This is a genomic window from Pseudomonas sp. Z1-29, from assembly GCF_051131995.1.
In the GTDB taxonomy this organism is placed as follows: domain Bacteria; phylum Pseudomonadota; class Gammaproteobacteria; order Pseudomonadales; family Pseudomonadaceae; genus Aquipseudomonas.
The window spans coordinates 3581867-3603475 of sequence record NZ_CP071645.1 but is presented as its reverse complement, the minus strand read 5'-3'; the positions used below and the strand labels follow the sequence as shown (position 1 = coordinate 3603475).

General features: G+C 60.9%; 23 protein-coding genes. 10 read left to right on the top strand and 13 right to left on the bottom strand.

Annotation, left to right across the window (positions count from 1 at the left end):
- Nucleotides 1–363 carry a response regulator gene (locus J3P84_RS16150; protein WP_434624371.1) on the top strand — a complete coding sequence of 121 codons (363 nt, stop codon included), beginning with the start codon at nucleotides 1–3 and terminating at the stop codon, nucleotides 361–363.
- 85 nt (nucleotides 364–448) lie between these two features.
- Here J3P84_RS16150 and J3P84_RS16145 read toward each other — a convergent pair whose 3' ends face one another.
- The 3 genes from J3P84_RS16145 to J3P84_RS16135 form a co-directional block, all read right to left on the bottom strand.
- Nucleotides 449–1171: an anti-sigma factor gene (locus J3P84_RS16145; RefSeq protein WP_434624369.1), complete on the bottom strand. Its 723-nt coding sequence runs from the start codon at nucleotides 1169–1171 to the stop codon at nucleotides 449–451.
- On the bottom strand, nucleotides 1168–1722 hold the full coding sequence (locus J3P84_RS16140) for a sigma-70 family RNA polymerase sigma factor (RefSeq protein ID WP_434624367.1): 555 nt from the start codon (nucleotides 1720–1722) through the stop codon (nucleotides 1168–1170). Before J3P84_RS16140 ends, J3P84_RS16145 begins: the two co-directional genes overlap by 4 nt.
- Nucleotides 1723–1833: 111 nt before the next feature.
- The gene (locus J3P84_RS16135; protein WP_434624365.1) at nucleotides 1834–2376 is read right to left on the bottom strand and encodes a DUF3455 domain-containing protein; all 543 of its coding nucleotides are present in this window, start codon (nucleotides 2374–2376) and stop codon (nucleotides 1834–1836) included.
- A 279-nt stretch (nucleotides 2377–2655) separates the two neighbouring features.
- Between J3P84_RS16135 and J3P84_RS16130 the strand changes: the two genes are divergently transcribed.
- The 5 genes from J3P84_RS16130 to J3P84_RS16110 all read left to right on the top strand — a co-directional run bounded on the left by J3P84_RS16130 (nucleotide 2656) and on the right by J3P84_RS16110 (nucleotide 7382).
- Complete coding sequence (locus J3P84_RS16130; protein WP_434624363.1) at nucleotides 2656–3339, top strand: methylamine utilization protein; 684 nt, start codon at nucleotides 2656–2658, stop codon at nucleotides 3337–3339.
- Nucleotides 3323–5680 (top strand): putative bifunctional diguanylate cyclase/phosphodiesterase, encoded by a 2358-nt coding sequence (locus tag J3P84_RS16125; RefSeq protein ID WP_434624361.1) that lies wholly within the window; start codon nucleotides 3323–3325, stop codon nucleotides 5678–5680. Before J3P84_RS16130 ends, J3P84_RS16125 begins: the two co-directional genes overlap by 17 nt.
- 5 nt (nucleotides 5681–5685) lie before the next feature.
- Nucleotides 5686–6549 (top strand): DUF3034 family protein, encoded by an 864-nt coding sequence (locus J3P84_RS16120; protein WP_434568847.1) that lies wholly within the window; start codon nucleotides 5686–5688, stop codon nucleotides 6547–6549.
- Complete coding sequence (locus J3P84_RS16115) at nucleotides 6549–6968, top strand: group I truncated hemoglobin (protein WP_434624359.1); 420 nt, start codon at nucleotides 6549–6551, stop codon at nucleotides 6966–6968. The genes J3P84_RS16120 and J3P84_RS16115 overlap by 1 nt, the downstream gene beginning before the upstream one ends.
- Nucleotides 6969–7082: 114 nt before the next feature.
- Nucleotides 7083–7382 (top strand): hypothetical protein, encoded by a 300-nt coding sequence (locus tag J3P84_RS16110; RefSeq protein WP_434624357.1) that lies wholly within the window; start codon nucleotides 7083–7085, stop codon nucleotides 7380–7382.
- 29 nt (nucleotides 7383–7411) lie between these two features.
- Here the strand turns inward: J3P84_RS16110 and J3P84_RS16105 are convergent, their stop codons facing one another.
- Together J3P84_RS16105 and J3P84_RS16100 are read right to left on the bottom strand one after the other, a co-directional pair.
- Nucleotides 7412–7957 carry a cytochrome b/b6 domain-containing protein gene (locus tag J3P84_RS16105; protein ID WP_434624355.1) on the bottom strand — a complete coding sequence of 182 codons (546 nt, stop codon included), beginning with the start codon at nucleotides 7955–7957 and terminating at the stop codon, nucleotides 7412–7414.
- Nucleotides 7957–8223 carry a PepSY domain-containing protein gene (locus J3P84_RS16100; RefSeq protein WP_434624353.1) on the bottom strand — a complete coding sequence of 89 codons (267 nt, stop codon included), beginning with the start codon at nucleotides 8221–8223 and terminating at the stop codon, nucleotides 7957–7959. The genes J3P84_RS16105 and J3P84_RS16100 overlap by 1 nt, the downstream gene beginning before the upstream one ends.
- A gap of 145 nt (nucleotides 8224–8368) precedes the next feature.
- On the opposite strand from J3P84_RS16100, the gene J3P84_RS16095 reads away from it, so the two are divergent.
- Together J3P84_RS16095 and J3P84_RS16090 are read left to right on the top strand one after the other, a co-directional pair.
- A complete protein-coding gene (locus J3P84_RS16095; protein WP_434624351.1) occupies nucleotides 8369–9031 on the top strand; it encodes a response regulator in 663 nt (220 codons plus the stop codon).
- A complete protein-coding gene (locus tag J3P84_RS16090; protein ID WP_434624349.1) occupies nucleotides 9028–10419 on the top strand; it encodes an ATP-binding protein in 1392 nt (463 codons plus the stop codon). Before J3P84_RS16095 ends, J3P84_RS16090 begins: the two co-directional genes overlap by 4 nt.
- Before the next feature lie 108 nt (nucleotides 10420–10527).
- On the opposite strand, the gene J3P84_RS16085 is transcribed toward J3P84_RS16090, so the two are convergent.
- The 4 genes from J3P84_RS16085 to J3P84_RS16070 all read right to left on the bottom strand — a co-directional run bounded on the left by J3P84_RS16085 (nucleotide 10528) and on the right by J3P84_RS16070 (nucleotide 14852).
- Nucleotides 10528–11640 (bottom strand): class II histone deacetylase, encoded by a 1113-nt coding sequence (locus tag J3P84_RS16085; protein ID WP_434624347.1) that lies wholly within the window; start codon nucleotides 11638–11640, stop codon nucleotides 10528–10530.
- 35 nt (nucleotides 11641–11675) lie between these two features.
- Nucleotides 11676–12839 carry an MFS transporter gene (locus J3P84_RS16080; protein WP_434624345.1) on the bottom strand — a complete coding sequence of 388 codons (1164 nt, stop codon included), beginning with the start codon at nucleotides 12837–12839 and terminating at the stop codon, nucleotides 11676–11678.
- A gap of 22 nt (nucleotides 12840–12861) precedes the next feature.
- Nucleotides 12862–13743, bottom strand: coding sequence for a transporter (locus J3P84_RS16075; RefSeq protein ID WP_434624343.1), 882 nt, complete (start codon nucleotides 13741–13743; stop codon nucleotides 12862–12864).
- 131 nt (nucleotides 13744–13874) lie between these two features.
- Nucleotides 13875–14852, bottom strand: coding sequence for a helix-turn-helix transcriptional regulator (locus J3P84_RS16070; RefSeq protein ID WP_434624341.1), 978 nt, complete (start codon nucleotides 14850–14852; stop codon nucleotides 13875–13877).
- Nucleotides 14853–15129: 277 nt separating this feature from the next.
- Here J3P84_RS16070 and J3P84_RS16065 point away from each other — a divergent pair, with 277 nt between their 5' ends.
- On the top strand, nucleotides 15130–16452 hold the full coding sequence (locus J3P84_RS16065) for an APC family permease (protein ID WP_434631367.1): 1323 nt from the start codon (nucleotides 15130–15132) through the stop codon (nucleotides 16450–16452).
- 48 nt (nucleotides 16453–16500) lie between these two features.
- Here the strand turns inward: J3P84_RS16065 and J3P84_RS16060 are convergent, their stop codons facing one another.
- The 4 genes from J3P84_RS16060 to J3P84_RS16045 form a co-directional block, all read right to left on the bottom strand.
- A complete protein-coding gene (locus J3P84_RS16060) occupies nucleotides 16501–17547 on the bottom strand; it encodes a DUF2955 domain-containing protein (protein WP_434624337.1) in 1047 nt (348 codons plus the stop codon).
- Nucleotides 17537–18658, bottom strand: coding sequence for an HlyD family secretion protein (locus tag J3P84_RS16055; RefSeq protein ID WP_434624335.1), 1122 nt, complete (start codon nucleotides 18656–18658; stop codon nucleotides 17537–17539). The genes J3P84_RS16060 and J3P84_RS16055 overlap by 11 nt, the downstream gene beginning before the upstream one ends.
- 71 nt (nucleotides 18659–18729) lie before the next feature.
- Entirely contained in the window at nucleotides 18730–19254 is a 525-nt protein-coding gene (locus tag J3P84_RS16050) for a transporter suffix domain-containing protein (protein ID WP_434624333.1), read from the bottom strand.
- Between the two features lie 143 nt (nucleotides 19255–19397).
- Nucleotides 19398–20291 (bottom strand): LysR family transcriptional regulator, encoded by an 894-nt coding sequence (locus J3P84_RS16045; RefSeq protein ID WP_434624331.1) that lies wholly within the window; start codon nucleotides 20289–20291, stop codon nucleotides 19398–19400.
- 95 nt (nucleotides 20292–20386) lie between these two features.
- On the opposite strand from J3P84_RS16045, the gene J3P84_RS16040 reads away from it, so the two are divergent.
- Entirely contained in the window at nucleotides 20387–21553 is a 1167-nt protein-coding gene (locus J3P84_RS16040; protein ID WP_305495217.1) for an MFS transporter, read from the top strand.
- The last annotated feature ends 56 nt before the right edge of the window (nucleotides 21554–21609 follow it).

The following is a 21609-nucleotide window of genomic DNA, read 5'->3' as shown; positions in this document are numbered from 1 at the left end:
ATGACCACCATCCTGGTCGTCGACGACGAGTATCTGATCGCTGACATCCTCAGCTTCGCGCTGGAGGATGAAGGCTTCATGGTCGTAAAAGCCAGCAATGGTCGGAAGGGACTCGAAGTTCTCGAAAGGGAGCGTCCAGCGTTGATTGTTACCGACTTCATGATGCCCGTCATGGACGGCTTGGAGTTCGCCACGGCTGTGCGAGCACTTCCGTCCGTCAATCGTTTGCCAATTATCCTCATGAGCGGTGCTCAGGCGCACATAGGTATGCAGAGATCGGATTTGTTTGATGCAGTCCTGCCAAAGCCATTCGAGATAGGCGCCATCATCGCAGAAGTGAAAAAGCTATTGTCTGCGCAGTAGTTCGTTCCGGTAGGCGTCACGAGAGCGAGTCAATCGAGTGCCCACCGATGCCCAGCGTGGGCTGCATGATTTTTTGAGGAGGGTGCTAGAGGACTTTCACGGCCCGGCCGATGAACTGCACCGGCCCTGTGGGTTTTCCGGTCGGCGAGCCATTGACGCTTTCAAGAGTCAGTTCAAAAAGTTGATGGGGCTCCAACGGCGGTAATTTATCGAGCGGGACCGACAGCGTTTGTCCAGGCCGGACCAAACCCAGGGATACCGGCGCTTTCCAGTCGTCCGCCTTGGTCCAGAATTGCAACGCTTTATCGCTGGGGACCTGAGCCACCGCCAGCGGTATAAGTTGAATTTCCTTGGAGTCGGTCGCTTGAATGACCCATCCAGGTGCCTGGTTTTGCGGCGCTACCAGCACCACCAGGTAAGTGGTTGGGCTGACCGCGGTCGTGCGCGTCAGTAGCAGCGTTCCCAGCAGCAGTGTTGTAACGATTCCTGCCCCGGCGAGCCCGCGCCATAACGGAAGAAAATCCCACAATGATCTCGACCGTGGGGCATTCGGCGCTCGCTGGCCATGACTGTCCAGGCTGTTCTGGATACGCCTCCAGACAAGGGGCCCAGGTGTTTGCGGTTCTGCCTGCTCAGTCAAGGCCGCAAGGCGCTGCTCCCAGGCATCGACCGCGTCGCGCAAGGCGGGTTCGTGCGCCAGACGCTGTCGAACCTGCTTGCGCTGATCTGCCGGCAATGTCCCCAGCACATATTCGCTCGCCAGTTCTTCGATGTTTTCGGGGAGATCATCCTCTGCGCTCGTCGTCATCCCATGCACTCCCGCAACGCCACCAGACTACGTTTGATCCACGCCTTTACGGTTCCCAGCGGTGCGCCCACTTTTTTCGATATTTCGGAATGTGAATAACCGTCCACGTACGCATGAAGTATGCAGTTGCGCCGGGCCGGCTCCAATCGTTCAAGGCAGGCATAAATACGACCTGAACGAGTCAGGTACTCAAACGTGTCGCTGTTGGGCGCGTCAACGGACGCCAAAGCGTCCGAGGCCATTTCACTGTGCTCGTCGAGCTGAATTTGCCTGGCGTTGTCGCGCACGACATTGAGGGCCAGATGTCGGGTTATGCTGAATATCCAGCCACGGGCAGAGCCTCTGGTCGGATCGAAACTGGCGGCGCGAGTCCATATCTTGATAAAGACGTCATGGAGGATGTCTTCCGCCAACGCCTTATGGCGCACGATTCGCTGAGCAACGCCCATCACGCGTGCGCTTTCCTGATCGTATAAGGCGCGCAACGCCTGTTGGTCGCCTTGGGCGCATGCCGCAAGGTGGGCTTCATAGTCGAAGTAAGGTTCGGGCAAGGACAGGTTTCCAGCCATTGGCAGCAACATGACCCCAAGCCCGGAGGCAAGGGGGTATTCATGGGAGAAGAGTAGCCGACTTTGCCCTGACCACTGGCCGTCGAGCGTGATCTATTGGGCAGCCCAGAATATATAGTCGGCTTGATACTTCACTACCTCACGCTTGCCTTTGTTGGCGCTGGAGCATTCGGCCATCGGCGCTACGCCACCCTTCACGGCCAGCCGCTGGATGTAACTGACCCCGCTCATTGCGCCTTTCCCTTCGGCGGGGTTGGCCTTGACCAGCTGCAAGGGGAGGTCTTTGGGGCTGACCGATGCGACCGCCAATTGGGTTCCGGTGATTTTGGAACCGTCGTTGGCTTGCCATGTTGCAGGTGGGCCGAAATAAGTGCCGATAGCCTTGCCGCTTCGATCGTTCAGCAGCGCTTTCGGGCCGATGAAAAACCATTCTGTCTGCCCTGCGGCATTGGCCTTGTCACGGCATTCATAAGTGATTTCTCCGACTCCTGCAGTTTCGAGCGCGACCTTGTGCCCGGCCGGGACCTTGATGCTTTCAGGCAAGCCTGCTTGCGCGTAAGCAGCAGGCATCGCGACGAACAGGCAACTGGCAGTCAATGCAGTACCGACAATGCGGAACAATCGTTTAGCGTTCATACAAGCTTCTCCTGAGGATTTGATCAGCGCAGCGGTTCATGGCCGCTACATGTACTACCCTCTGGAACGCGGACTGGATGCACTTGGCTGAATAAAAATATCGACGGCCGTTTCAGCGGGGCTCGCAAGGCCGGCAGTCGGTCATGTCGGGCCTGCCTGTTCAGGTTTTTGCTACGCGGTCGATACCTAGGTAAATGGGCGATCAGTGCGTGACTGCCGATGCCGCCATCAGGAGTCTCGTCACCAGGACGATTCACCCTCGTTTTCAATGGAATGGGCATGTCCAGGAATAACCCGCTTTTTGCACTGCTGTTACTGTTCGCGTGCCCTGTCGGGTGGGCGGGGGTGGCCAAGCTTGATGTGGCGATGCACGAAGGCACAGGCCAGCGGCTGCCCGACGCGGTGGTCACGCTGCAAGGCCCGATCGGTGCGCCGTTGGCGCCTCCCGCCGCCAATATGGATCAGCGCAACCAGCAATTTGCGCCCCATGTGCTGGCGGTGCACACCGGCACCCCGATCAAATTCCCCAACAGCGACAACATCCGCCACCAGGTCTACTCGTTTTCGCCGGCGAAGCGCTTTGAGTTGCGCTTGTACGAGGGCACCCCCTCCGAGCCGGTGCTGTTCGATAAGCCCGGCGTGGTGGTACTGGGCTGCAACATCCATGACCGGATGCTCGGCTACGTCTTTGTCACCGACGATCCGCGTTTTGCCGTCAGCGATGCCCAAGGCAATGTGGTGCTGAACGATTTGCCAGTCGGCGAGTACCGCGTGACGCTTTGGCATCCCCGGCTCAAGGGGATGCAACCGATCGATGCCGGTTCTGTGAAACTTCCTGCGACCGGCCTCAAGCAGAACTACACCCTGACGCTGGAGCCTTTACCTGAGCAGCCCGCAACCGCTCCGGCTTCGAGTGCCTTCGGCGATACATTCAAGCGAGCGGCTCGTGAAACTGCGCAATAGTTTCCAGGCGCAAGTCGCAGCGGTGATGATCCTGTTGTCGCTGGGGGTGATCGGCGTGTTGTATTTCAGCGTCAATGCGGCGACCCGTTCTGCGGTGCGTAGCCAGTCCGAGGCGCAGTTGGACGTCGGTACGCGCGTCTTCGAGCGGCTGCTGGAAGTGCAGGGCCGACGCTTGGCCGATGGCGTGCAGTTATTGGCGGCCGACTTCGGCTTTCGCGAAGCGGTGGCCAGCCGGGATGCTGCAACCATCCGTTCAGTGCTGGTCAACCATGGCAAGCGCATCAATGCCAGCGACATGATTCTGCTGAGCATGGACGGCGAGGTGCTCGCCAGTACCCTCGACAACATGCCGGAAGGTTCATTGTTCCAGTACGATGGCGCGCTGCGCCTGGCACAACGTGCGCGCCAGGCCATGGTAATCGTACCGTTGCAGGGTAAACCGCATCTGTTGGTGGAAACGCCCGTACTCGCACCGCTGCCTGTTGCCAGGGTGGTGATGGGTTTCAGCATGGACAAGGCCTTTGCCAATGAGTTGCGCTCACTCACCAACCTTGAGGTTTCGTTTCTTGCTGTTGATCAACAACGGCCTGGTGAGCTTGTCAGCACGCAACCAGACGTTCTGCGCGGGCCTGTCTCCAGCTTGATGCTCAACTCGTCCAACCGCAACAGCGCGGTACTGACGGAGCACCTGGATCGCAATTTCCTCAGTCAGTTTCTGCTGCTGGCTGACGGTTCGAACGAATACGATGGGCAAGTAATAGCACTCTTGCAGAGTCCGCTGGACGTGGCCATGCAAGCGTTTGCTCCGCTGGACGAAAAAATCCTGGCGATTACCCTGGTCGCACTGATCGCCTCGTTGGTCGGCGCTTTGCTATTGGCACGAGGTGTGTCGCGTCCGGTCAAGTCACTGGCCCTGGCGGCGGAGCGCATCGGTCAAGGCGATTACCAGACCCCCGTGGTATTGGAGCGGGAGGATGAACTCGGGGTGTTGGCCAAAGCCGTCAATTCGATGCAAAGCGGCATCGCCGAGCGGGAGCAGCAGCTGGCCCACAACGCCCTCCATGACCCCGTCACTGGCTTGCCCAACCGCGCATTGGCCATGGAGCGCCTGGGCAGTGCAATTGCCGCCAACCGGCCGATTGCCCTGATCTGCATGGGCATCCATAACCTGCGGGCCATCAACGAAACGGTCGACCCCGAAACGGTCGACCGGCTGCTCCGTCAGACCGGCCAGCAAACCCAAGCCCTGTTGCACCCTGGCGACACCGTGGCGCATCTGATCGCCGAGGAGTTCCTGGTTCTGCTCGATGGGATGGACAGCGATGCGGCGGTCGCCTTGGCGGACAGGTTGCAGCAAGTATTGCTCAAGCCCCAGCACATCAACGGCCACGACCTGGCCCTGGACTGCAGGCTTGGAATAGCGGCCTACCCGGCGGATGGGCAAAGCGCGCAGACCCTGCTGGAACGCGCCTCCATCGCCATGAAAGACGCGGCGCAGATGCCGGGTCATCTACAGATTTATCAGCACGGGCGTGATTTGGCTCACCGCCGCCAGATCGCCCTGATTCGAGACTTGCGCCACGCGGCGAACAACGGTGAGCTGCTCCTGCATTACCAGCCCAAGATGGACATTCTGAAGAGTCATGTCCGCCAGGCTGAAGGGCTGTTGCGCTGGCAGCATCCGCAACTGGGCCCGATCTCTCCAGCCGAATTCATTCCCTTGGCAGAACGGACCGGAAGCATTCAGGCGCTGACCCACTGGGTGATCAACGAGGGCATGCGCCAGCTCTCGGAGTGGAATGGGCGAGGGTTACGCTTGCAACTGTCATTGAATATATCCGCCGAAGACCTGATCAGCGACGATCTGCCTGGTCGGGTCGTGGTGTTGCTGCGCACGCATCGGCTGCCAGCCGAGCAGCTGGTGTTTGAAGTCACCGAGAGCGCTGTCATGCGCGAGCCCGAGCGGGCCTTGAAGAACCTCCATCTGTTGCGCGATTGCGGCATCAGTCTGTCGGTGGATGACTTCGGTACCGGCTATTCGTCCTTGGCGCACCTCAAGCGACTGCCGGTGCAAGAGTTGAAAATCGACCAGTCGTTCGTCCGAGACCTGCATGACACCAGCGAAGATGCGGTAATTGTCCGCTCGACCATCGAAATGAGTCATAACCTGGGGCTCAAGGTCGTTGCCGAAGGCGTTGAATATGAACACAGCCTGAGATTACTCGAGCGTTGGCATTGCGATACCGCGCAGGGCTACCTGATCAGCCGACCGCTGACCGCCGCGGCGTTCGAGGCCTGGGTGGCGTTGCCTTTGAATCTTCATTCTTCGCTGGTTCATTGAACATCATGAGTTCACGTTTGTGGCTATCGATCGCCTGTTGCACAGGACTCGCCCTTCAGGTTGTTTCTGCCGACGGCGGGCGTTTGATCGCGACCGGTGGCGCCAGCAGCCTGGAGGGTGCCGCCGGCGGCGGGATCACGCCGTGGGCAGTGCTGGCCGGTTACGGCGAAAAAAACGAATGGGGGGCGACTGCGTTCGCGACCTCGGTCAATCTGCCGGATTATCGGCTGGATGTCGCCGGGCTGGCCGTGGCCTACGACAACCGGGTCGAGCTGTCTTTTGCCCGGCAGCGTTTCGACCTGGGTTCGCTGGTGAACAAGCTGAACCTGCCCGACGATAACCTCGGCCAGGACATCTTTGCCATGAAGGTGCGTTTGTTCGGTGACGTGATCTACGACGATTTGCCGCAGGTTTCCCTTGGTCTGGAGTACAAACACCAGAACAACTTCCTGATCCCGAGCCTGGTCGGCGCCAGGCGGGACAGCGACACCGAAGGCTATCTGGCTGCCAGTCGGTTATTCATGGGCGGGGCGTTTGGCTACAACCTGCTGCTCAATGGCAGCCTGCGCTACAGCCGTGCCAATGAGCTGGGGTTGCTCGGGTTCGGCGGTGACCGTCGCGATACTCGTAGCGTGCTGAAGGAGGGCTCCCTGGCGGTGCTGCTCAATCCGCGCTGGGCACTGGGCGTCGAGTATCGGCAGAAACCGGACAACCTGTCCTTTGCCGGGGAAAGTGACTGGGCTGATCTGTTCGTCGGTTACTTTCCCAATAAACATCTGTCGGTGGTGCTGGCCTACGCGCGGCTGGGCGAAATCGCGACGCTCGACCGCCAGAACGGCACATATCTTTCGGTGCAGGGGAGTTTTTGATGCGCATTGTCCTGCTGGTGCTGATCGGGCTGTTGAGCGCCTGCGCACAATCCTTGCCCAGGGACGACTCGCTCTATCAAGACCTCGGCGCACAGGCCGGGATCACCCGGATCGTCGAGGGCATGCTGCTGAACATCGCGCGTGATGAACGTATCGTAGAGCGCTTTCGCAAGATTGATATCGAGCGGCTGCGCGACAAATTGATCGAGCAATTTTGCCTGGAAACCGGCGGCCCCTGCACCTACACCGGTGACAGCATGGCCGAGAGTCACAAGGGGCAGAACATCAGCCGCAGTGACTTTAATGCCTTGGTTGAAGACCTGATCGCTGCAATGGATGAACAGCGTGTTCCGGTGCCGGTGCAAAATCGGTTGATCGCACGGCTGGCACCGATGCGCGGCGAGATCATCGAGAAGTAAGGGGTTCAATCCGTGTTTTAAGCCAGACCTGTCTTGGGCTTTCGTCAGACGCAGGGAACGACCCGCTGCGCCTGTAAGTCTACCTGAATCTACTCATTGGCAAGGTACAGCGCAATGGATAAGACAATCACCGTGGATCAGCTGGCTACCACCGACCTTGGACCATTCAACGAGATATGGCTCGGTGGGACTCATACCCAGCTATGCCTATGGCGGGGTGCCCAGGTGTTCACCCACGAAATGCTCAGCGAGGGCACCCACGATCAGAATGTCCAGCGCCTGTGCTTGCAGTGGGTCAACCCTGACGATCAGGCCGCCGTGGCCAGCGTTGAGCTGATCGCGCGCGAACGGCTGAACAAGATGGGGAAGGAGGGCGAGTTTTATCCGGCTGAGGAAGCGGACACCCATCAATAGTCACCCTGCAAGCTCGGCGTCATTAAATGTTACTGCGCACGTTCGTCCGGCAGGCGCTTCCTGCGACCGGTGAGCATGGATAACGGCAAGTTGTCGCGGACCTGGATACTTTCAATAACGGCTGCCAGCACATGCACACACACCAGACCGAGCAGCGTGTTGGCGGCGGTTTCGTGCAGTTGCAGCGGCCAATCGGCGCCCCAGAGGGCATCGACTTCCTGCATCAGGAAGCCGCTGATGCCGATAGTCAGCAATGCCAGCAACATCGACAACATCACCAGCGCGCCAAGCGGCGAATGGCCCAGGCGGTGTTGTGGCCGACCGTTGAGCAACGAGCGCACGTGAGCACCCAGACGTTCTGGCGTGGGCCAGAAGTCCGCCCACCGTGCGCTGCGTGGTCCGACAAATCCCCAAACCGTTCGTACTAGCAGCCAGGCCATGGCGTAATAGCCCAGCCAGACGTGCCAGTCGTCGCCTGCTTCGTTGAAGAAGTAGTTGGCGACAAAGACCCCGGCGATAGACAGATGAAACAGTCTCACCAACGGGTCCCACAGGCGTAAGGATTCGCCTGGCATCAGCCTTTGATCTCGGTCTTCACGGCTTTTCCGGTGACCGGGTCATGGTAGATTTCGACCTTGCGCTTGTCCTTGTCGAAGCCGTAGATCTCGTAGCAGTTGCCATCGGTCACCTTGAACTTGCTGATCTCGTAGCCTTCGGCCTTGAGCTTGTCCTGGAAGGCTTTTTGGTCTTGCCATTGCGAACGCTCCGCGGTGGTGCATTGCGGACCGGCGACAGCCAGGGGGCTGGCGATAATCAGGGACAACAGGAGAATTTTGCGCATGGAAAAGCTCTCAGCGGATGTGGGAGATTGCACAGTGCAAAACCAACCTTAGGGCAACCTTAGTTGGCAACGAGTCGTAACATTTGCTGAAATGCCCCCGGCCAGAACTCGGCATGATGCCGCCGATTCCTACAGAGATTTTGCCATGCGCCTGCTCCTTGTCGAAGATGACCGTGCCCTCGGCCAGGGAATTCGCGTAGCCCTGGGTGCCGAAGGCTACACGCTGGACTGGCTGCAGGATGGCGTCGCGGCCCTGCACGCCGTGCGCAGCGAAAGCTTTGAGCTGTTGCTGCTCGACCTCGGCCTGCCACGCCTCGACGGCCTCGACCTGTTGCAACAACTGCGCGCCGAGCAGCACGATTTACCGGTGCTGGTGCTCACCGCCCGCGACGGCACCGCCGAACGCATCGCCGGGCTCGACGCTGGCGCCGACGACTATCTGGTGAAACCCTTCGACGTCGAAGAACTCAAGGCCCGCGTGCGCGCCTTGCTGCGCCGCAGCCAGGGCCGCGCGCAACCGATGCTTGAACACGCCGGCGTCAGCCTTGACCCGGCCACTCAGCAGGTGCGCTATCAGGATGCGGACGTCATCGTCACCCCCATGGAATATCAACTGCTCCACCAACTGATGGTGCGCCCCGGCAAAGTGGTAACCCGCGAGCGCTTGTCCCGCGCGCTGTACGGCTGGCAGGACCGCGTCGAGAGCAACACATTGGAAGTGTTGATCCACAACCTGCGAAAAAAGTTATCCAGCGAGCTGATCCGCACCGTGCGCGGCGTCGGCTACGTACTGGCGCTCAAACCATGACCTCCGTGCGGGCGCGCATCCTAATTCCTGTATTGGCCCTGATCCTGTTGGGTGACGCCCTGATCAGCTGGCTGGTGCTGCGCGATAGCCACCAGGAAATAGAAGAAGTCTACGACGCCCAACTGGCCCAAAGCGCGCGGCTGCTGCAAGGCGTGCTGCGCCAACGCGACCCCGGCGAAGCTGACTGGAACCGCCTGTACCAGGCCTTCGACCAGGCCATGAGTCGCGTCGGTGAAAACGGCGTTGCCCATCCTTATGAAACGCGCTTGACCTTCCAGGTGTGGCGCAGGGATGGTCAGCTACTGGTGCGCTCCGCCGGCGCACCGGTTCTCGATGCGTCGCTGGCCACCCTGGGTTCCCACGACATCGTCGATAACGGCAACGACTGGTGCGCCTTTCTCCTTGCCGACCCTGAACAGGACCTGCTGATCTGGGTGGGCGAGCGCGACGACATTCGCCAGGACCTGATCCAGCGCATCGTGCGTCATACCCTCTGGCCCAGCCTGATCGGAGTGCCGCTGCTGGCGCTGTTGATCTGGCTGGTCATCGGTTGGGGCCTCAGCCCCTTGCGGGCCATGGCCCTTTCTATCCGTGGGCGCACCACCGAGACTCTGCAGCCGTTGCATCTCAAGCCTCTGCCCAGCGACCTTGAGCCCATGCAAACCGCGCTGAATCGCCTGTTGGACCAGGTCGATGGTCTATTGGCGCGCGAGCGTCGCTTCATCGCCGACGCCGCTCACGAGCTGCGTACACCCTTGGCGATCCTGCGCATCCATGCGCAGAACGCGCAAACCGCGGTGACTGAAGAACAGCGGCGCGAGGCGCTGCATTTCCTGGTCAACGGGGTCGATCGCGCCACCCGCATCGCCAGCCAGCTCTTGACCATGGCCCGCATCGAACCGCAGCTGAACAACCCCGTGTATCAACGCGTGCAACTCGCCGAACTGGTCCGTGAAGAATTGGCCGAACTCACGCCACTGGCCATGGAAAAGAACGTGGAATTGGTATTGGAGTGTGATGAAGAGTGTTGGGTGCAAACCGAGCCGGTAGCACTGGCCATTGTCCTGCAGAACCTGGTGACCAATGCCCTCAACTTTTCTCCCCCAGGGAGCGAGGTGGCTGTAGTGGTGCGCAAGGATGAGGCGGGCAGGGTCTGCTTGAGGGTTGAAGACGCCGGCCCGGGGATCGATGAAGGGGAAATCGCAAGGCTGTTCGAGCGCTTTTACAGTCGCGGCAATGTCAATGGCGCGGGCCTGGGATTGGCCATCGTGCAGATGGTGACAAACAAGATTGGCTGCACGTTACGCCTTTACAACCTGGCGGGCGGTGGCGTTTGTGCGGAACTTTGTCTGAACAGTGACCTTGCAAGCCCGACCTCCAACGCTTGACTCGAGGGTTGGCTTCGCAGCATGCGGGCGTAGAAGGGTCAGGCGCGTATCAAGAACCGATGCCAGTCATGGCATCGGTTCTTGTCTCTCGCTCAGGCGTGCCAGCGCCTAGGCCAAGCGCGTGTGGGCCAACTCATCGATCAACTGCCGCTGAAACGCCGCAAGCGCCTCCTTCGGTTGCTGCAGTTGGACAAATTCCAGCATGGGATCGGTGACGGCAGTCCTCACGCCCGCCAGTTCCTCAAGGGTCGCCAGCCCGCAAAACGGTACATACGCTTCTGAGTATCCACCTTCGTGCACCAGGACGAGACGGCCCTGGCACAAGCGCTCGGCGGCTTTACGCACGAGGCAGGTCATCTGTCGGAACGAGTCGCTGTGCAACAGCATGCGGGCCAGCGGGTCGACGGCGTTGGCGTCGTAGCCGCAGGCGATAATGATCACTTCGGGCTCGAAGCGCTCCAGTGCCGGGATCACGATGCGTTCCATCGCGTACAGGTAAGCCTCATGGCCGCTGCCAGGCGGCAGCGGAATATTGATGTTCGCACCCAACCCCGCGCCACGGCCGCGATCAGCTTCACCGCTGTAACCCGCCGGGAAACAACCGTCCTGGTGCAGTGAGATGGTCAGCACGTCACCACGCTCTTCGAAGATGGATTGTGTGCCGTTGCCATGGTGTACGTCCCAGTCGATCACCGCGACGTTGCCCAGGCCACGGCGGGCTTTTGCGGCTTCAATGGCGATGGCAATGTTGGCCAGGAAGCAAAAGCCCATGGCGCTCTCGGCGAGGCAGTGATGGCCTGGCGGGCGCGACAGGGCGTATGCGTTGTCGGCTTCCCCGACGATCACGGCATCGACCGCGGCGATGGCCAACCCGGCAGAGAGCTTGGCTATTTCATAACTACCAGGCCCGATGGGCGCGTGCGGCCCCAACTCACCGCCCCCGGCATCGCTCATCGTCTTGAAGCGTTGCAGGTAACCGGATGTATGAACCCGCAGCAGATCTTCATCGGTCGCCGCGTTGGCGCTGCGTACCTGCAAATGACGGGTCAGGCCGGAAACGTCTAGCAGGCTCTTCAGACGGCGTTTGGTTTCCGGCGATTCAGCGTGGCCCGCAGCGGCAGGTGGTTGTACCCATCCTCCCACCGGCAAGGTCAAGGCATGCAACCCGGCGCTGTGCCAGAGGCTGAGTTCGTCGAAGAAAAATGCACTTTTTCGGCTCATCGTCTTTCCATTTTCTTTAGGGGTAATAAGGCCACTCATGCGTTTGGGCGGCTGCCGAGCATCAACGCCAGGGAGAGCAGGGTGATGCACGTCCCGCCGATCAGCAGCGATTGGAAGCCGCCGCTGGCTTCGATCAGCCGGCCCGCCACTGTCGGGCCGATAGCCAGGCCACCGCCGATCGCCAGGTTGGAGGCGTTCATCAGTTTCCCGGAGCGGTCGAGGTCGGCCAGACAGGCCAGAATCAGCGGCAGGATGAAGGTCCAGGTGAACTTGAACAGCAGCGCCGCCACGGCAAATTGCATTATTTCGGGTTGACCTCGCAGCAACAGCACTGAGCCGGCCATCAGGGCGTAGCCCAGCAGCAACAGCAGCAAGCGTGGCAGTCGGTCGCCGATCAGTGAGGCACAGCCCGCTCCGACAATGCCCATCACCGTGGCGAGGGCCAGAACCTTGCCACTGGACTCGGCGGAGATACCTGCCTGGGTGGCGATGGAGCCGATAAAGGTCCACACGCCGCCCAGGCAAATGTAGAAACTCAAGACCCCCAGAATGCCCAGCGCGGCTTTCCACAGCGAGGCGACGGCGACATGCTCGGCGGTTGTTTCAGCCGATGGGCTGCCTTGCGGAAAATAGCGGGCCAGTGGCAAAAAGACCGTCATCAACCCTGCGAGGATCACGTAGCACGCCGATAGCCCGAAGTGTTCGAAGAGCCGAGGCAGGATGCTCAAACCGATCGCCCCGACGACCAGTTGCCCCAGCACCCATAACCCATAGACGCGACCGGGATTGGCTGTTGACGCGGCGCTGGACAGGCAGATGATCATCAACGAACCGCCCGCCAGGGCACTGCAAAAGCGTAACGCCAGGAGTATCGAGTAGTCGGCAGCAAGCACTGATAAAAGGTTTGCTGCAATGAACACGACACCCGCCAGCAATGCGGCGCGGCGCCAGTCGATACGTTTCAGCCACCACAGAGCGGGCAGGGTGGCCAGGCTCATGGCGCCAAGTTCGGCGGAGAAAAGGTCGCCGATCTGTGACGGGCTCAACTGCCATTGAGTCGCCAGTTGCGCCGCAATGGCCGGTGCGGCCATGAGAATGGTCGGGGTGATGGCGGCGAACAGCACGATGGCTGCCAGCAGCGCCCGTTCAGATGATGCGCGCAGACGCTCATGCACCAGCGGTTGGGTCTGGGTGTTCATGGGGAAACTCCGGTGAATGAATTCAGAACACATGGACCAGACGCAGCAGTGCGTCGGCGCCGTGATAGCCGTTATCGGTAGCAACGTTCTGCGAAAGGCCGAACATCACCTGGTTCTGTTTATCCAGCCAGTGGCCGACCTCGAAGCCCACCTGGGTGTAGCGCTTGTGAGTGTCATCGATGCGCTGGTCATTGATCCGCAGCTCGCCGCCATCGGCGTGGATCAGTCGCAATGCGCCGTAGGTGCTTTGCGTAAAGTCGTAGGACGCGAAGGCCTGCAGGCGATACAGCGGGTCCTGTTTCAGCTCGCTGCCAAAGTAATCGTCGTTCTTACCGTAGAGCTGGGCTTCGAGGTTCGCCTCCAATACCCATTTTTCGCCGATGCCCTGGGTGTAGTTGTAAACGAAGGTCGCGCCCCAACGATTGGCGCCGGGCGATACGTCTGGATTTTTGCCGTGGTATTCGCCAATTGGCAGGGTGATCAGGGTCAGCAAGCCGCTATAGGTGCGTGAGGCGGGGTCATTGATGATGAACAGCGTGCCGCCGACCTGAGGGTCGCCAAAGCCGCTTTCCCCGGTGTGTTGGCTGGCACCTGGCAGGCGTGCGTTGATGTCGGCAAAGGGCACGATGAACTGCGGAGTGCACAGGGTGCCGCAGACGTCGGTGAAAAATACCTGACGGTAAGCCATGGCGTTGACCTTGAGGTCGGCCTTGCCGGTGCTGTCGGCCGGGCCGTGAAAGTCGTCAGCGCGGCTCGCCGGCAAATACACCACGCCCAGGTTGGTGCCTGAAGGCGCGCCGAAAAAATCCCGGGCATTGAGGTCGGCGGCACTGGCGTGCAGGCTCGACAAGCCACCGATCAGGGCCAGTGCGGCATTGCGCGTGAAAGTCTTGGTCATTGGCATTGCATCTCTTCTTTGAGTTGTTGTGCGGCGAATGGCTCGCCTGTCGATGGCAGAGGGGCAAAAAAAGGACAAAGGCGTCCCGTGGCCGTCAAAACGACAGCGAAAAATTCAGCGCAAGTCAGCGGTGCGGATCAGTCGGGTGGGGCATGCAGTAGATGGGCGATACGGGCCTTGTCCTTGACTCCGAGCTTGCTGTAGATCGCCCGGATGTGGTGGCGCACGGTGTTGGGGGACATGCCCAGGTCGCGGGCAACTTCCTTGTAGGTCTTGCCTTCGCCGAAACCCTGGGCCACGGCGTTTTCCCGTGGGCTCAGCTGCATCAGCACCGTGCGGCTGCGGGCGGCCAGCAGGAGCAAGTCGCCGACCGTCGATGCCTCGATCTGCAAGTGCTTGCCTTCATAGCCGTCAGCGTTCATCGCCACCGGCAGGCAAGGGCCGGTCCAGTCCGGCCACTCGCCCAACAGCAAGTCGACGAAGCCACGTTCCGCGCAGTGCAGGGTGCCGCGTTGGTCGCACACGGCAAGCGCGAGGTTGCGCGGATGCGTGAGGGCCTCGCGCATCGCCACCAGGGTGCGAATCTGATTGGCGGATACCGCCGCCACCAGGTGCAACATGAGATTGTTCAGCAACAGGCAGTCTTGCTCGGTGAAGCGTGCCGCGTCTGGGGCGCGATAGAGTGCGAGGTGGTCGCTGAGGTGGGTTTGCGGGTCGATGTACACCACGCACAGCAACTCGCCGATGGCGTACGTCTGGCCGAGCCAGTTAAGCCCGGAGCCGCTGGCAGGGTTGCGCATGTCGACGATGACCGCTCGCCCCGGAACATCGTGGGCCCTGGCGACAGTCACATCGATATGGCGAATCGACTGCCAGTCCGACAGGTAGCTGCGGGGCAGTTCATGTAGATAGGAGCTGTGTTCTTCAGGCAGTCCGTCAACCAACGCGCCGCGGCCCCACCAGGCGCTGTCGAAGGGCAACAGCTGGCTGATGCAGCTCAGCGCCGCTTCGTGGAAATGCTCGATGTTCTTGTCCTGCGCCAGGCGCTGGAGCTCCAGTGTCATTGCGCTGAAGGCCTCAAGGAGGCAGGCGTGACCATGATCATGACGGCTCATTCGTATGTACCTCTATGCGACGTTCTTATTGTTTTCGTCACGAAGTCATTGAGGGCCGGAACGTCGTTTGGACGTGGGCAGGGCCTGGGAGCGATTATTGGCCCACTAAAGCAAGACTGCCATCCTACAGATGCATGATAGTGCCTGGCGGGAGCTCTTCCTCCGCTGGCAATTTAGTGAACTTTTACCCTGCGAATTTTTCCACTGCTCAGAGGTTATGCGAGGGCATGACGCTCGAATGAATCTTGCGAAAAAAATCCCCCTGGCAGAGCCTCAAATGACAGTGAACCGGTCACAACCCAAGCCCTCTTTGCGCCGCGCCATCACGGGGCCGATGCTGTTTCTGTTCATCCTGGGCGATGTACTGGGCGCTGGCGTTTATGCCCTTGCGGGTACCATCGCCGGAGAGGTAGGCGGGGCGATTTGGGTGCCGTTGTTGATCGCGTTGTTCTTCGCCATGTTGACGGCAGGTTCGTACGCCGAACTTGTCTCGAAATATCCTCACGCGGGCGCGGCGTCGGTGTTTGCCGAAAAGGCTTTCAAGTCACCGCTGATATCGTTCCTGGTTGGTTTTTGCATGCTCGCCGCGGCGGTGACCAGCGCGGCCGGTCTCTCGCTGGCCTTCGCGGGGGACTATCTTGGCGCATTCATCCAGGTATCACCCCACGTTGCTGCGCTGATTTTCCTGCTGGTCATTGCCCTCTTGAATGCGCGAGGAATCAAGGAATCTCTGGGGGCGAATCTGCTGATGACCGTGATCGAGCTGTCAGGGCTGATGTTGGTCATCGTTGCTGCGGGTTACTTTTTCAGTTCTGGCGAAGCTGAACTGGCAAGGGCGCTGGAGTTCAAGCCTGGGGTCAGTCCGATGCTGGCGGTATTGGGCGCGGCGTTGCTCGCGTTCTATTCGTTTGTCGGTTTTGAGACGTCCGCCAATCTCGCGGAAGAGATCAAGGATGTTCGCAAGGTATACCCACGGGCCTTGTTTGCGGCGCTGATTACCGCAGGGGTGGTTTACATGGCTGTTGGGGTCGCCGCGTCTTCAGTTTTGCCAACGGAAAAACTGCTTGCCACATCGGCCCCATTACTCGAAGTGGTTCGGGCTTCCGGGCTCGACATTTCGCCGCGCCTGTTCGCCTTTATCGCGCTCATCGCGGTGGCCAACGGAGCGCTGCTGACCATGATCATGGCCAGTCGACTCACTTATGGGATGGCCCATCTGGGGCTGTTGCCGGATGTCTTGGGACGGGTCCTGCCGCATAGGCGCACACCGTGGGCGGCGATTATTGCAACGACGCTCGTAGCCATCGCACTGACGCTGACAGGAACGTTGGCGACCTTGGCGCAAACCGTGGTGCTGCTTTTACTGTTCGTGTTCCTCAGCACCAACATGGCCGTGCTGGTGTTACGCAAGGACAAGGTTGCGGAAGAACATTTTCAGGTTCCCACCTGGGTACCCTGGCTGGCGATCCTGTCTTGCCTCTTATTGCTGAGTCAGCAAGACTTGGGTACGTGGCTGCGAGGCGGGGCACTTATCCTGGTGGGGATGCTGCTGTATGTCTTTGCCCGAATGGCTGTGCCGGCTGTTGTAAAACCAGACTAGACAACGGCCGCACCGCAAGCAGACGCGCGTCCTGCAGGATTGGATCACCTACACCGATTGCGGTCGAGGCGCCGATACGCGCGCGGTTGGCCACAGCAGCGCGGCCAGGCCAATGGCATAGACCACTGCAAACAGCACGTAGGCGATTCGGCTGGAAAACAGCTGTGGCGTCTCTGTTGGCAGTGGCGATACACCGAGCCCGAACAGAATAACGAAGGTGATAAGCCCGCCGCCGAATATCTTGCCAGTGGCGTTGCCGATGGCGGCTTTGCCGGCAAACAGCAGGCTTACCAGCAACAGGATCAGCGCCACCAGCCACAGGGTCGGGCGCAGTTCAAACAGCGTGAAGGCTACAGACGCCGCCATCCCGCCTAGCAGGTTGACCAGCACCAGGCCAAGGGCTGTGCGGCTGCTCATGCCCAGGGAAAACTGGCTAAGCAACGAGGCCACCGTGATCGGTACGACGATCGCCGTGGCCAGCCGTGGATCGCTCAGGCACAGGGCAACCATGGTCAGCAGAATCGTCGCGCTGGCCATGGCCTGGCGAATCACCAGCGTCTGCTCGTGCGGCTGGGCGGCTGCCTGCTTGGCATGTTCACCAGCAGGGTCGGGCAGCAGCGCATGGGCGCCCCAGGCCAGCAGCAAACCCAGGCCGACCGCCTCGACCAGTACCAGCACAATGGACTCGCCCAGATCGCTCTGCGCGATATCGAGCATCGGCACCACAATGGCGATCACCAGCATCAGCGCTGGTCCCGCGCCGCCAGGTTGCCGGCCTTGCGCGGTAAAACAGGCGAGATAAAACAGCCAAAGCAGCGGCAGCAATATCCATGGCCGCTCACCGAACATACCCGTCACACCCACCAGCAGCGCGCCGGTGAGCATACTCACCAGCAACGTTATCAACCCTTGAGACAGCGCTGGCGCGCGGCGGCTCGCCAAGAGGAACTGGACGGCGAACAAGGGCGCGAGAAACGGCAGGACCTCGCCCAGGACCAGACCCGCGCACAAGCCCACGGTCACTGCCAGGGCGACACGCAATCCCTGGCGTTTGATCCGCAGCAGCTCAAGTTCGGCCTGCCCGTCAATTGACATAGTTCAGCCAGGCGCCCAGGCGTGTCATGAATGCCCCCAGTGCGTTAGTCATGGGGTTGTCATCGGTATAGATCACCACGCTCACCTGCGAGCCGTAACGCGGGCCGATCGGGTGCGGTTCCTCCACTATCAGGCGTACCGGAAAGCGCTGCGGGTCGCGCACCCAACCACTCTGGTTGCGCACCGAGGGCAGGGCCGAGTTGCTGCTGCCCTGTTGCGCGACACCCCAGCCGACGCTTTCAACACGGCCTTTGAACACACGGCCCGGCAATACATCGAACACCAGTTCCGCCGGATCGTCGGCCTGCACATGTTCCAGGCTGTTTTCCTTGAACGCGGCAGACACCCATACCGTGCCCCTGTCGATGAAGGTCAGTGCCGGTTGGCCGGCGCTGACGACCTGACCGACCGCGAGCTGGAGATGGGTGATCACGCCGTCGGCGGGTGCGATGACTTCGGTGCGCACCAGATCGAGCCGGGCTTTTTCCAGCGCGGCCAGGGCTTGCTTGAACTGCGGATTGTCGTTGCCTTTGGGCCCCAGTTGCTGGCGCGCCCGTTCCAGGTCGGCCTGGGCCTTGCTGACGGCCGCCTCGGCGGAGCCCAGCGAGGCTTTCGCTTCATCCTGGCGGGCGGCGGCAAACACGCCACGCTCAACCAGTTGATTCACCCGTCGGGCTTGCTCGCGAATGTTGTCGCGCTGCGCTCGCGCCGACACCAGCTGCGCCTGGGCGGCATCCACCGAGGCGGTGCTGGCGCCCACTGCCTGGCCGGCTTCCTCCAGCCGTGCCTCTGCCTCGCTGACGACAAGCCTGTAAGGCTGCGGGTCGATACGAAACAGCACCTGGCCGGTCTTCACCCGGGCATTGTCGAGCACCGTAATTTCTGTCACACGGCCACCCACCTCGGCAGCCATTTCCACCACATAGGCTTGCACCACGGCTTGTGACGTCGAGGGCGTGCGGCGCTCCATGAAAATCGAGAGGGTGAACAGCACGGCGATCAACACTGCAACGCCCAGGGCAATGCGCCTTAGCGGATTGGCTGGCGCAGGCTTTTCAGGAAGCGGTTCGGTTTGTAACTCAGGCTCGACGGAACTGGGCGAATCGGGCATATCGGCACCTGCAAGTCATGGCCATTGAAGAAATACTGATAGCGCGCCGGGGCGGCGATCCGGGCGTTGCCTCAGATCGCGTCGGCGGTGGTGACCCGAGCGGAGCGGATAAAGAGCGCGCGCAGTTTCTCCCAGAAATTGCCCCCCAGGACGAAGAAGCTGCCAACCAACAGGACATCGCCAAGCAGTTGCAACGCCCAGCTGTTGGGGCGAAAGCCGGGCGCGAAGGCATCGATATAAGGTTCAAGAAAAGAGCACAGCAACGGCAGGCAGAACATCACCAGGCCAATACGGTGGCGGGTGACGCTGACCTCCTGCTCGGCACTGGGTACAAGGCCCGACACATAACCGAACACCTTCTGCTTGAGCTCTTGAAAACCTGCCTTGCCCATCACCGCGATGACCAGCAGCAACAGCACCTTGTTGATGATGAACAGCGCGCCGGTGATCGCCGCAATGGTGGAGCGGGGTACATCCGCAGCCGCCGCCAGCGGCACCAGCAACCATAACGTGAGCATCAGGCAAAGAATCGCGATGCCTGCCTTGAAGCGCCATTTCGCGGACTTTGACGTGGTCGGAGGCTGTACCGTGCTCATGCTGCCTTACCTTTCTTTGAGTTGTTATGGCTTATGGTCTGGAGCGAAACTGAGCTTAGCAGCTGGATTGTCAACGCATTCAGCGCTGTCGGTATTTTCTGCGCAGGGGCCGAATCTGTTCATGCGTGAGATACAGCTCAACCTCACATCCGATGCTGCTCCAGCAGAAAGTCCACAAACACCCGTACCCGCGCCGGCATCGCCGCACCCCCCACGAAGACGGCATGGATCGGCTCCCGGTCTCCGGGGTTCCAGGTATCCAGCAGCGATACCAGATCGCCGCGTTGCAGGTCCTCGGCCACGCTGAACTCGCCGATACGGGCGATGCCAGCCCCCAGCCGTGCGAACTGTGCCAGCGCCTCGCCGCTGCTGCATTCGATGTTGCCGCTGACCTTCAGGGAAAACTCTTTGCCGTCGCGGGTGAACGGCCAGTTGGGTTCGGCGCGACGGAAGTTGAAGCGCAGACAGTTGTGCCGCAGCAGGTCTTCCGGTTCCCGAGGGGTGCCGTGTCGTTGCAGATACTCGGGAGAAGCTACCACCACCTGGCCGGTGTCGCCGATCCTGCGCGCGGTCAGCGGACTGTCGGGCAGGTGGCCAAACCGCACCGCCACATCGGCCTGGCCGCCGAGAATATCGACCACTTCGTCGCCAAGGGTGAGGTCGACGACGATGTTCGGGTAGCGGGCGCTGAATGCGGCCACCAGAGGAACGATGGTCTGCCGCCCATGGCCGAGGGCGGCACTGACCCGCAAACGGCCCTTGGGCACGCCCTGGTCAGCGATGGCCTCTTCGACCTCAGCCATGTCGGCGAGGATACGCCGGGCTGCGCGCAGGTAAGCCTCGCCTTCGGCGGTGAAGGTGATCGAGCGGGTGGTGCGCAACAGCAGGCGGGTGCCAAGCCGTTGTTCGGTTCGCGCGATGATCCGACTGACCGCCGAAGGGGTCAGCCCCAATACACGCGCTGCGGCCGACAGGCTGCCTTCCTGCGCCACCGTGGCGAACATGGCCATTTCACCTGATCTGCCGTTGAAGTCCATTTGTGCTCCCCACGCAAAGGTGCTTGCCAGAAATGCTATCTACCGCTTGCAAAGGCCGAATCGTAGCATTTGCGGCATAGATAAGGAGGCTTCCCATGCGTATCAATCCACCGCTTGTCGCACTCGCCATTGGTGCCTTTGGCATCGGCGTTACCGAGTTTGCCCCCATGGGCATGTTGCCGGGCATCGCCGCGGATCTCGGCGTTTCCATTCCCGCCGCGGGTCTGTTGGTCAGTGCCTACGCCCTGGGCGTGCTGCTCGGCGCGCCGCTGATGACCTTGACCACCGGCAGAATTCCCCGACGCTATCTGCTGATCGGACTCATGGCGATTTTCACCCTGGGTAACCTGATGTCAGCGCTGGCGACCGATTACTACAGCCTGATGGTCGCCAGGGTGGTGACCTCACTGAACCACGGTGCGTTTTTTGGCGTTGGCTCCATCGTCGCCGCCAGCGTGGTCGCCCCGGAAAAACGTGCCGGGGCGGTCGCGGCCATGTTCATGGGCCTGACCCTGGCGACCATCGGCGGTGTGCCGCTGGCGGCCTGGTTTGGCGATTTGTTTGGCTGGCGCACCGCGTTCTGGGGAATTACCGGATTGGGCGTAGTGGCTATGGCCGCGTTGTGGTTCGCGCTGCCCAACCTGCCGGCGCCGCAAAGCAGCGGGGTGCTGGCGGAAATCCGTGTACTGGGCCGCGGCCCGGTGCTCGGGGCGTTGGCCCTGACCGTAGTCGGCTCGGGCGCAATGTTCACCGTCTTCACTTACATCGCTCCGATCCTGACCAGCGAGACTCATGCCTCCAGCGCCTTTATCACGGCCATGTTGGTGCTGTTCGGCGTGGGGCTGACGCTGGGCAATATGTGGGGCGGCAAGGCCGCGGATCGCTCGATAGACCGTACCCTGATCGTTTCCCTTAGCGTGCTGATTCTCGTCTTGCTGGCGTTCACGGTACTGATGCGCTGGCCGCTGCCGGCCGCGGTTGCCATCCTCATCTGGGGTATCGCCAGTTTTGCCTTGGTACCGCCATTGCAGATGCGCGTGATGGAAGCCGCCAAGGACGCGCCCAATCTGGCTTCGGCGGTGAATATCGGTGCCTTCAATTTCGGCAACGCGATTGGTGCGGCGCTGGGCGGAGCGGTGATCAACGCGGGGTTGGGTTACCCGGCGATTTCCCTGGCCGGCGCGGCAATGGCGGGTCTGGGGCTGCTGATGGTGCTGGCTTTTGCCTGGCGTGCCCGAGGGGTTGCGGCTGCGGCGTTGTGAAGGTGGCGCGATCAGGGGGCTCGGCTGGCTGAAATCCTCCGTGGCCGCGCGAAGCG

Excerpts from the sequence above, each read along its gene's own strand:
- J3P84_RS16150 (WP_434624371.1), top strand. The coding sequence starts at position 1 with ATGACCACCATCCTGGTCGTCGACGACGAGTATCTGATCGCTGACATC.
- J3P84_RS16130 (WP_434624363.1), top strand. The coding sequence starts at position 2,656 with ATGTCCAGGAATAACCCGCTTTTTGCACTGCTGTTACTGTTCGCGTGC.
- J3P84_RS16055 (WP_434624335.1), bottom strand. The coding sequence starts at position 18,658 with ATGCCCGATTCGCCCAGTTCCGTCGAGCCTGAGTTACAAACCGAACCG.
- J3P84_RS16080 (WP_434624345.1), bottom strand. The coding sequence starts at position 12,839 with ATGAACACCCAGACCCAACCGCTGGTGCATGAGCGTCTGCGCGCATCA.
- J3P84_RS16065 (WP_434631367.1), top strand. The coding sequence starts at position 15,130 with ATGACAGTGAACCGGTCACAACCCAAGCCCTCTTTGCGCCGCGCCATC.
- J3P84_RS16045 (WP_434624331.1), bottom strand. The coding sequence starts at position 20,291 with ATGGACTTCAACGGCAGATCAGGTGAAATGGCCATGTTCGCCACGGTG.
- J3P84_RS16070 (WP_434624341.1), bottom strand. The coding sequence starts at position 14,852 with ATGAGCCGTCATGATCATGGTCACGCCTGCCTCCTTGAGGCCTTCAGC.
- J3P84_RS16085 (WP_434624347.1), bottom strand. The coding sequence starts at position 11,640 with ATGAGCCGAAAAAGTGCATTTTTCTTCGACGAACTCAGCCTCTGGCAC.
- J3P84_RS16040 (WP_305495217.1), top strand. The coding sequence starts at position 20,387 with ATGCGTATCAATCCACCGCTTGTCGCACTCGCCATTGGTGCCTTTGGC.
- J3P84_RS16095 (WP_434624351.1), top strand. The coding sequence starts at position 8,369 with ATGCGCCTGCTCCTTGTCGAAGATGACCGTGCCCTCGGCCAGGGAATT.
- J3P84_RS16135 (WP_434624365.1), bottom strand. The coding sequence starts at position 2,376 with ATGAACGCTAAACGATTGTTCCGCATTGTCGGTACTGCATTGACTGCC.
- J3P84_RS16120 (WP_434568847.1), top strand. The coding sequence starts at position 5,686 with ATGAGTTCACGTTTGTGGCTATCGATCGCCTGTTGCACAGGACTCGCC.
- J3P84_RS16110 (WP_434624357.1), top strand. The coding sequence starts at position 7,083 with ATGGATAAGACAATCACCGTGGATCAGCTGGCTACCACCGACCTTGGA.
- J3P84_RS16115 (WP_434624359.1), top strand. The coding sequence starts at position 6,549 with ATGCGCATTGTCCTGCTGGTGCTGATCGGGCTGTTGAGCGCCTGCGCA.
- J3P84_RS16050 (WP_434624333.1), bottom strand. The coding sequence starts at position 19,254 with ATGAGCACGGTACAGCCTCCGACCACGTCAAAGTCCGCGAAATGGCGC.
- J3P84_RS16075 (WP_434624343.1), bottom strand. The coding sequence starts at position 13,743 with ATGCCAATGACCAAGACTTTCACGCGCAATGCCGCACTGGCCCTGATC.
- J3P84_RS16105 (WP_434624355.1), bottom strand. The coding sequence starts at position 7,957 with ATGCCAGGCGAATCCTTACGCCTGTGGGACCCGTTGGTGAGACTGTTT.
- J3P84_RS16145 (WP_434624369.1), bottom strand. The coding sequence starts at position 1,171 with ATGACGACGAGCGCAGAGGATGATCTCCCCGAAAACATCGAAGAACTG.
- J3P84_RS16100 (WP_434624353.1), bottom strand. The coding sequence starts at position 8,223 with ATGCGCAAAATTCTCCTGTTGTCCCTGATTATCGCCAGCCCCCTGGCT.
- J3P84_RS16060 (WP_434624337.1), bottom strand. The coding sequence starts at position 17,547 with ATGTCAATTGACGGGCAGGCCGAACTTGAGCTGCTGCGGATCAAACGC.
- J3P84_RS16090 (WP_434624349.1), top strand. The coding sequence starts at position 9,028 with ATGACCTCCGTGCGGGCGCGCATCCTAATTCCTGTATTGGCCCTGATC.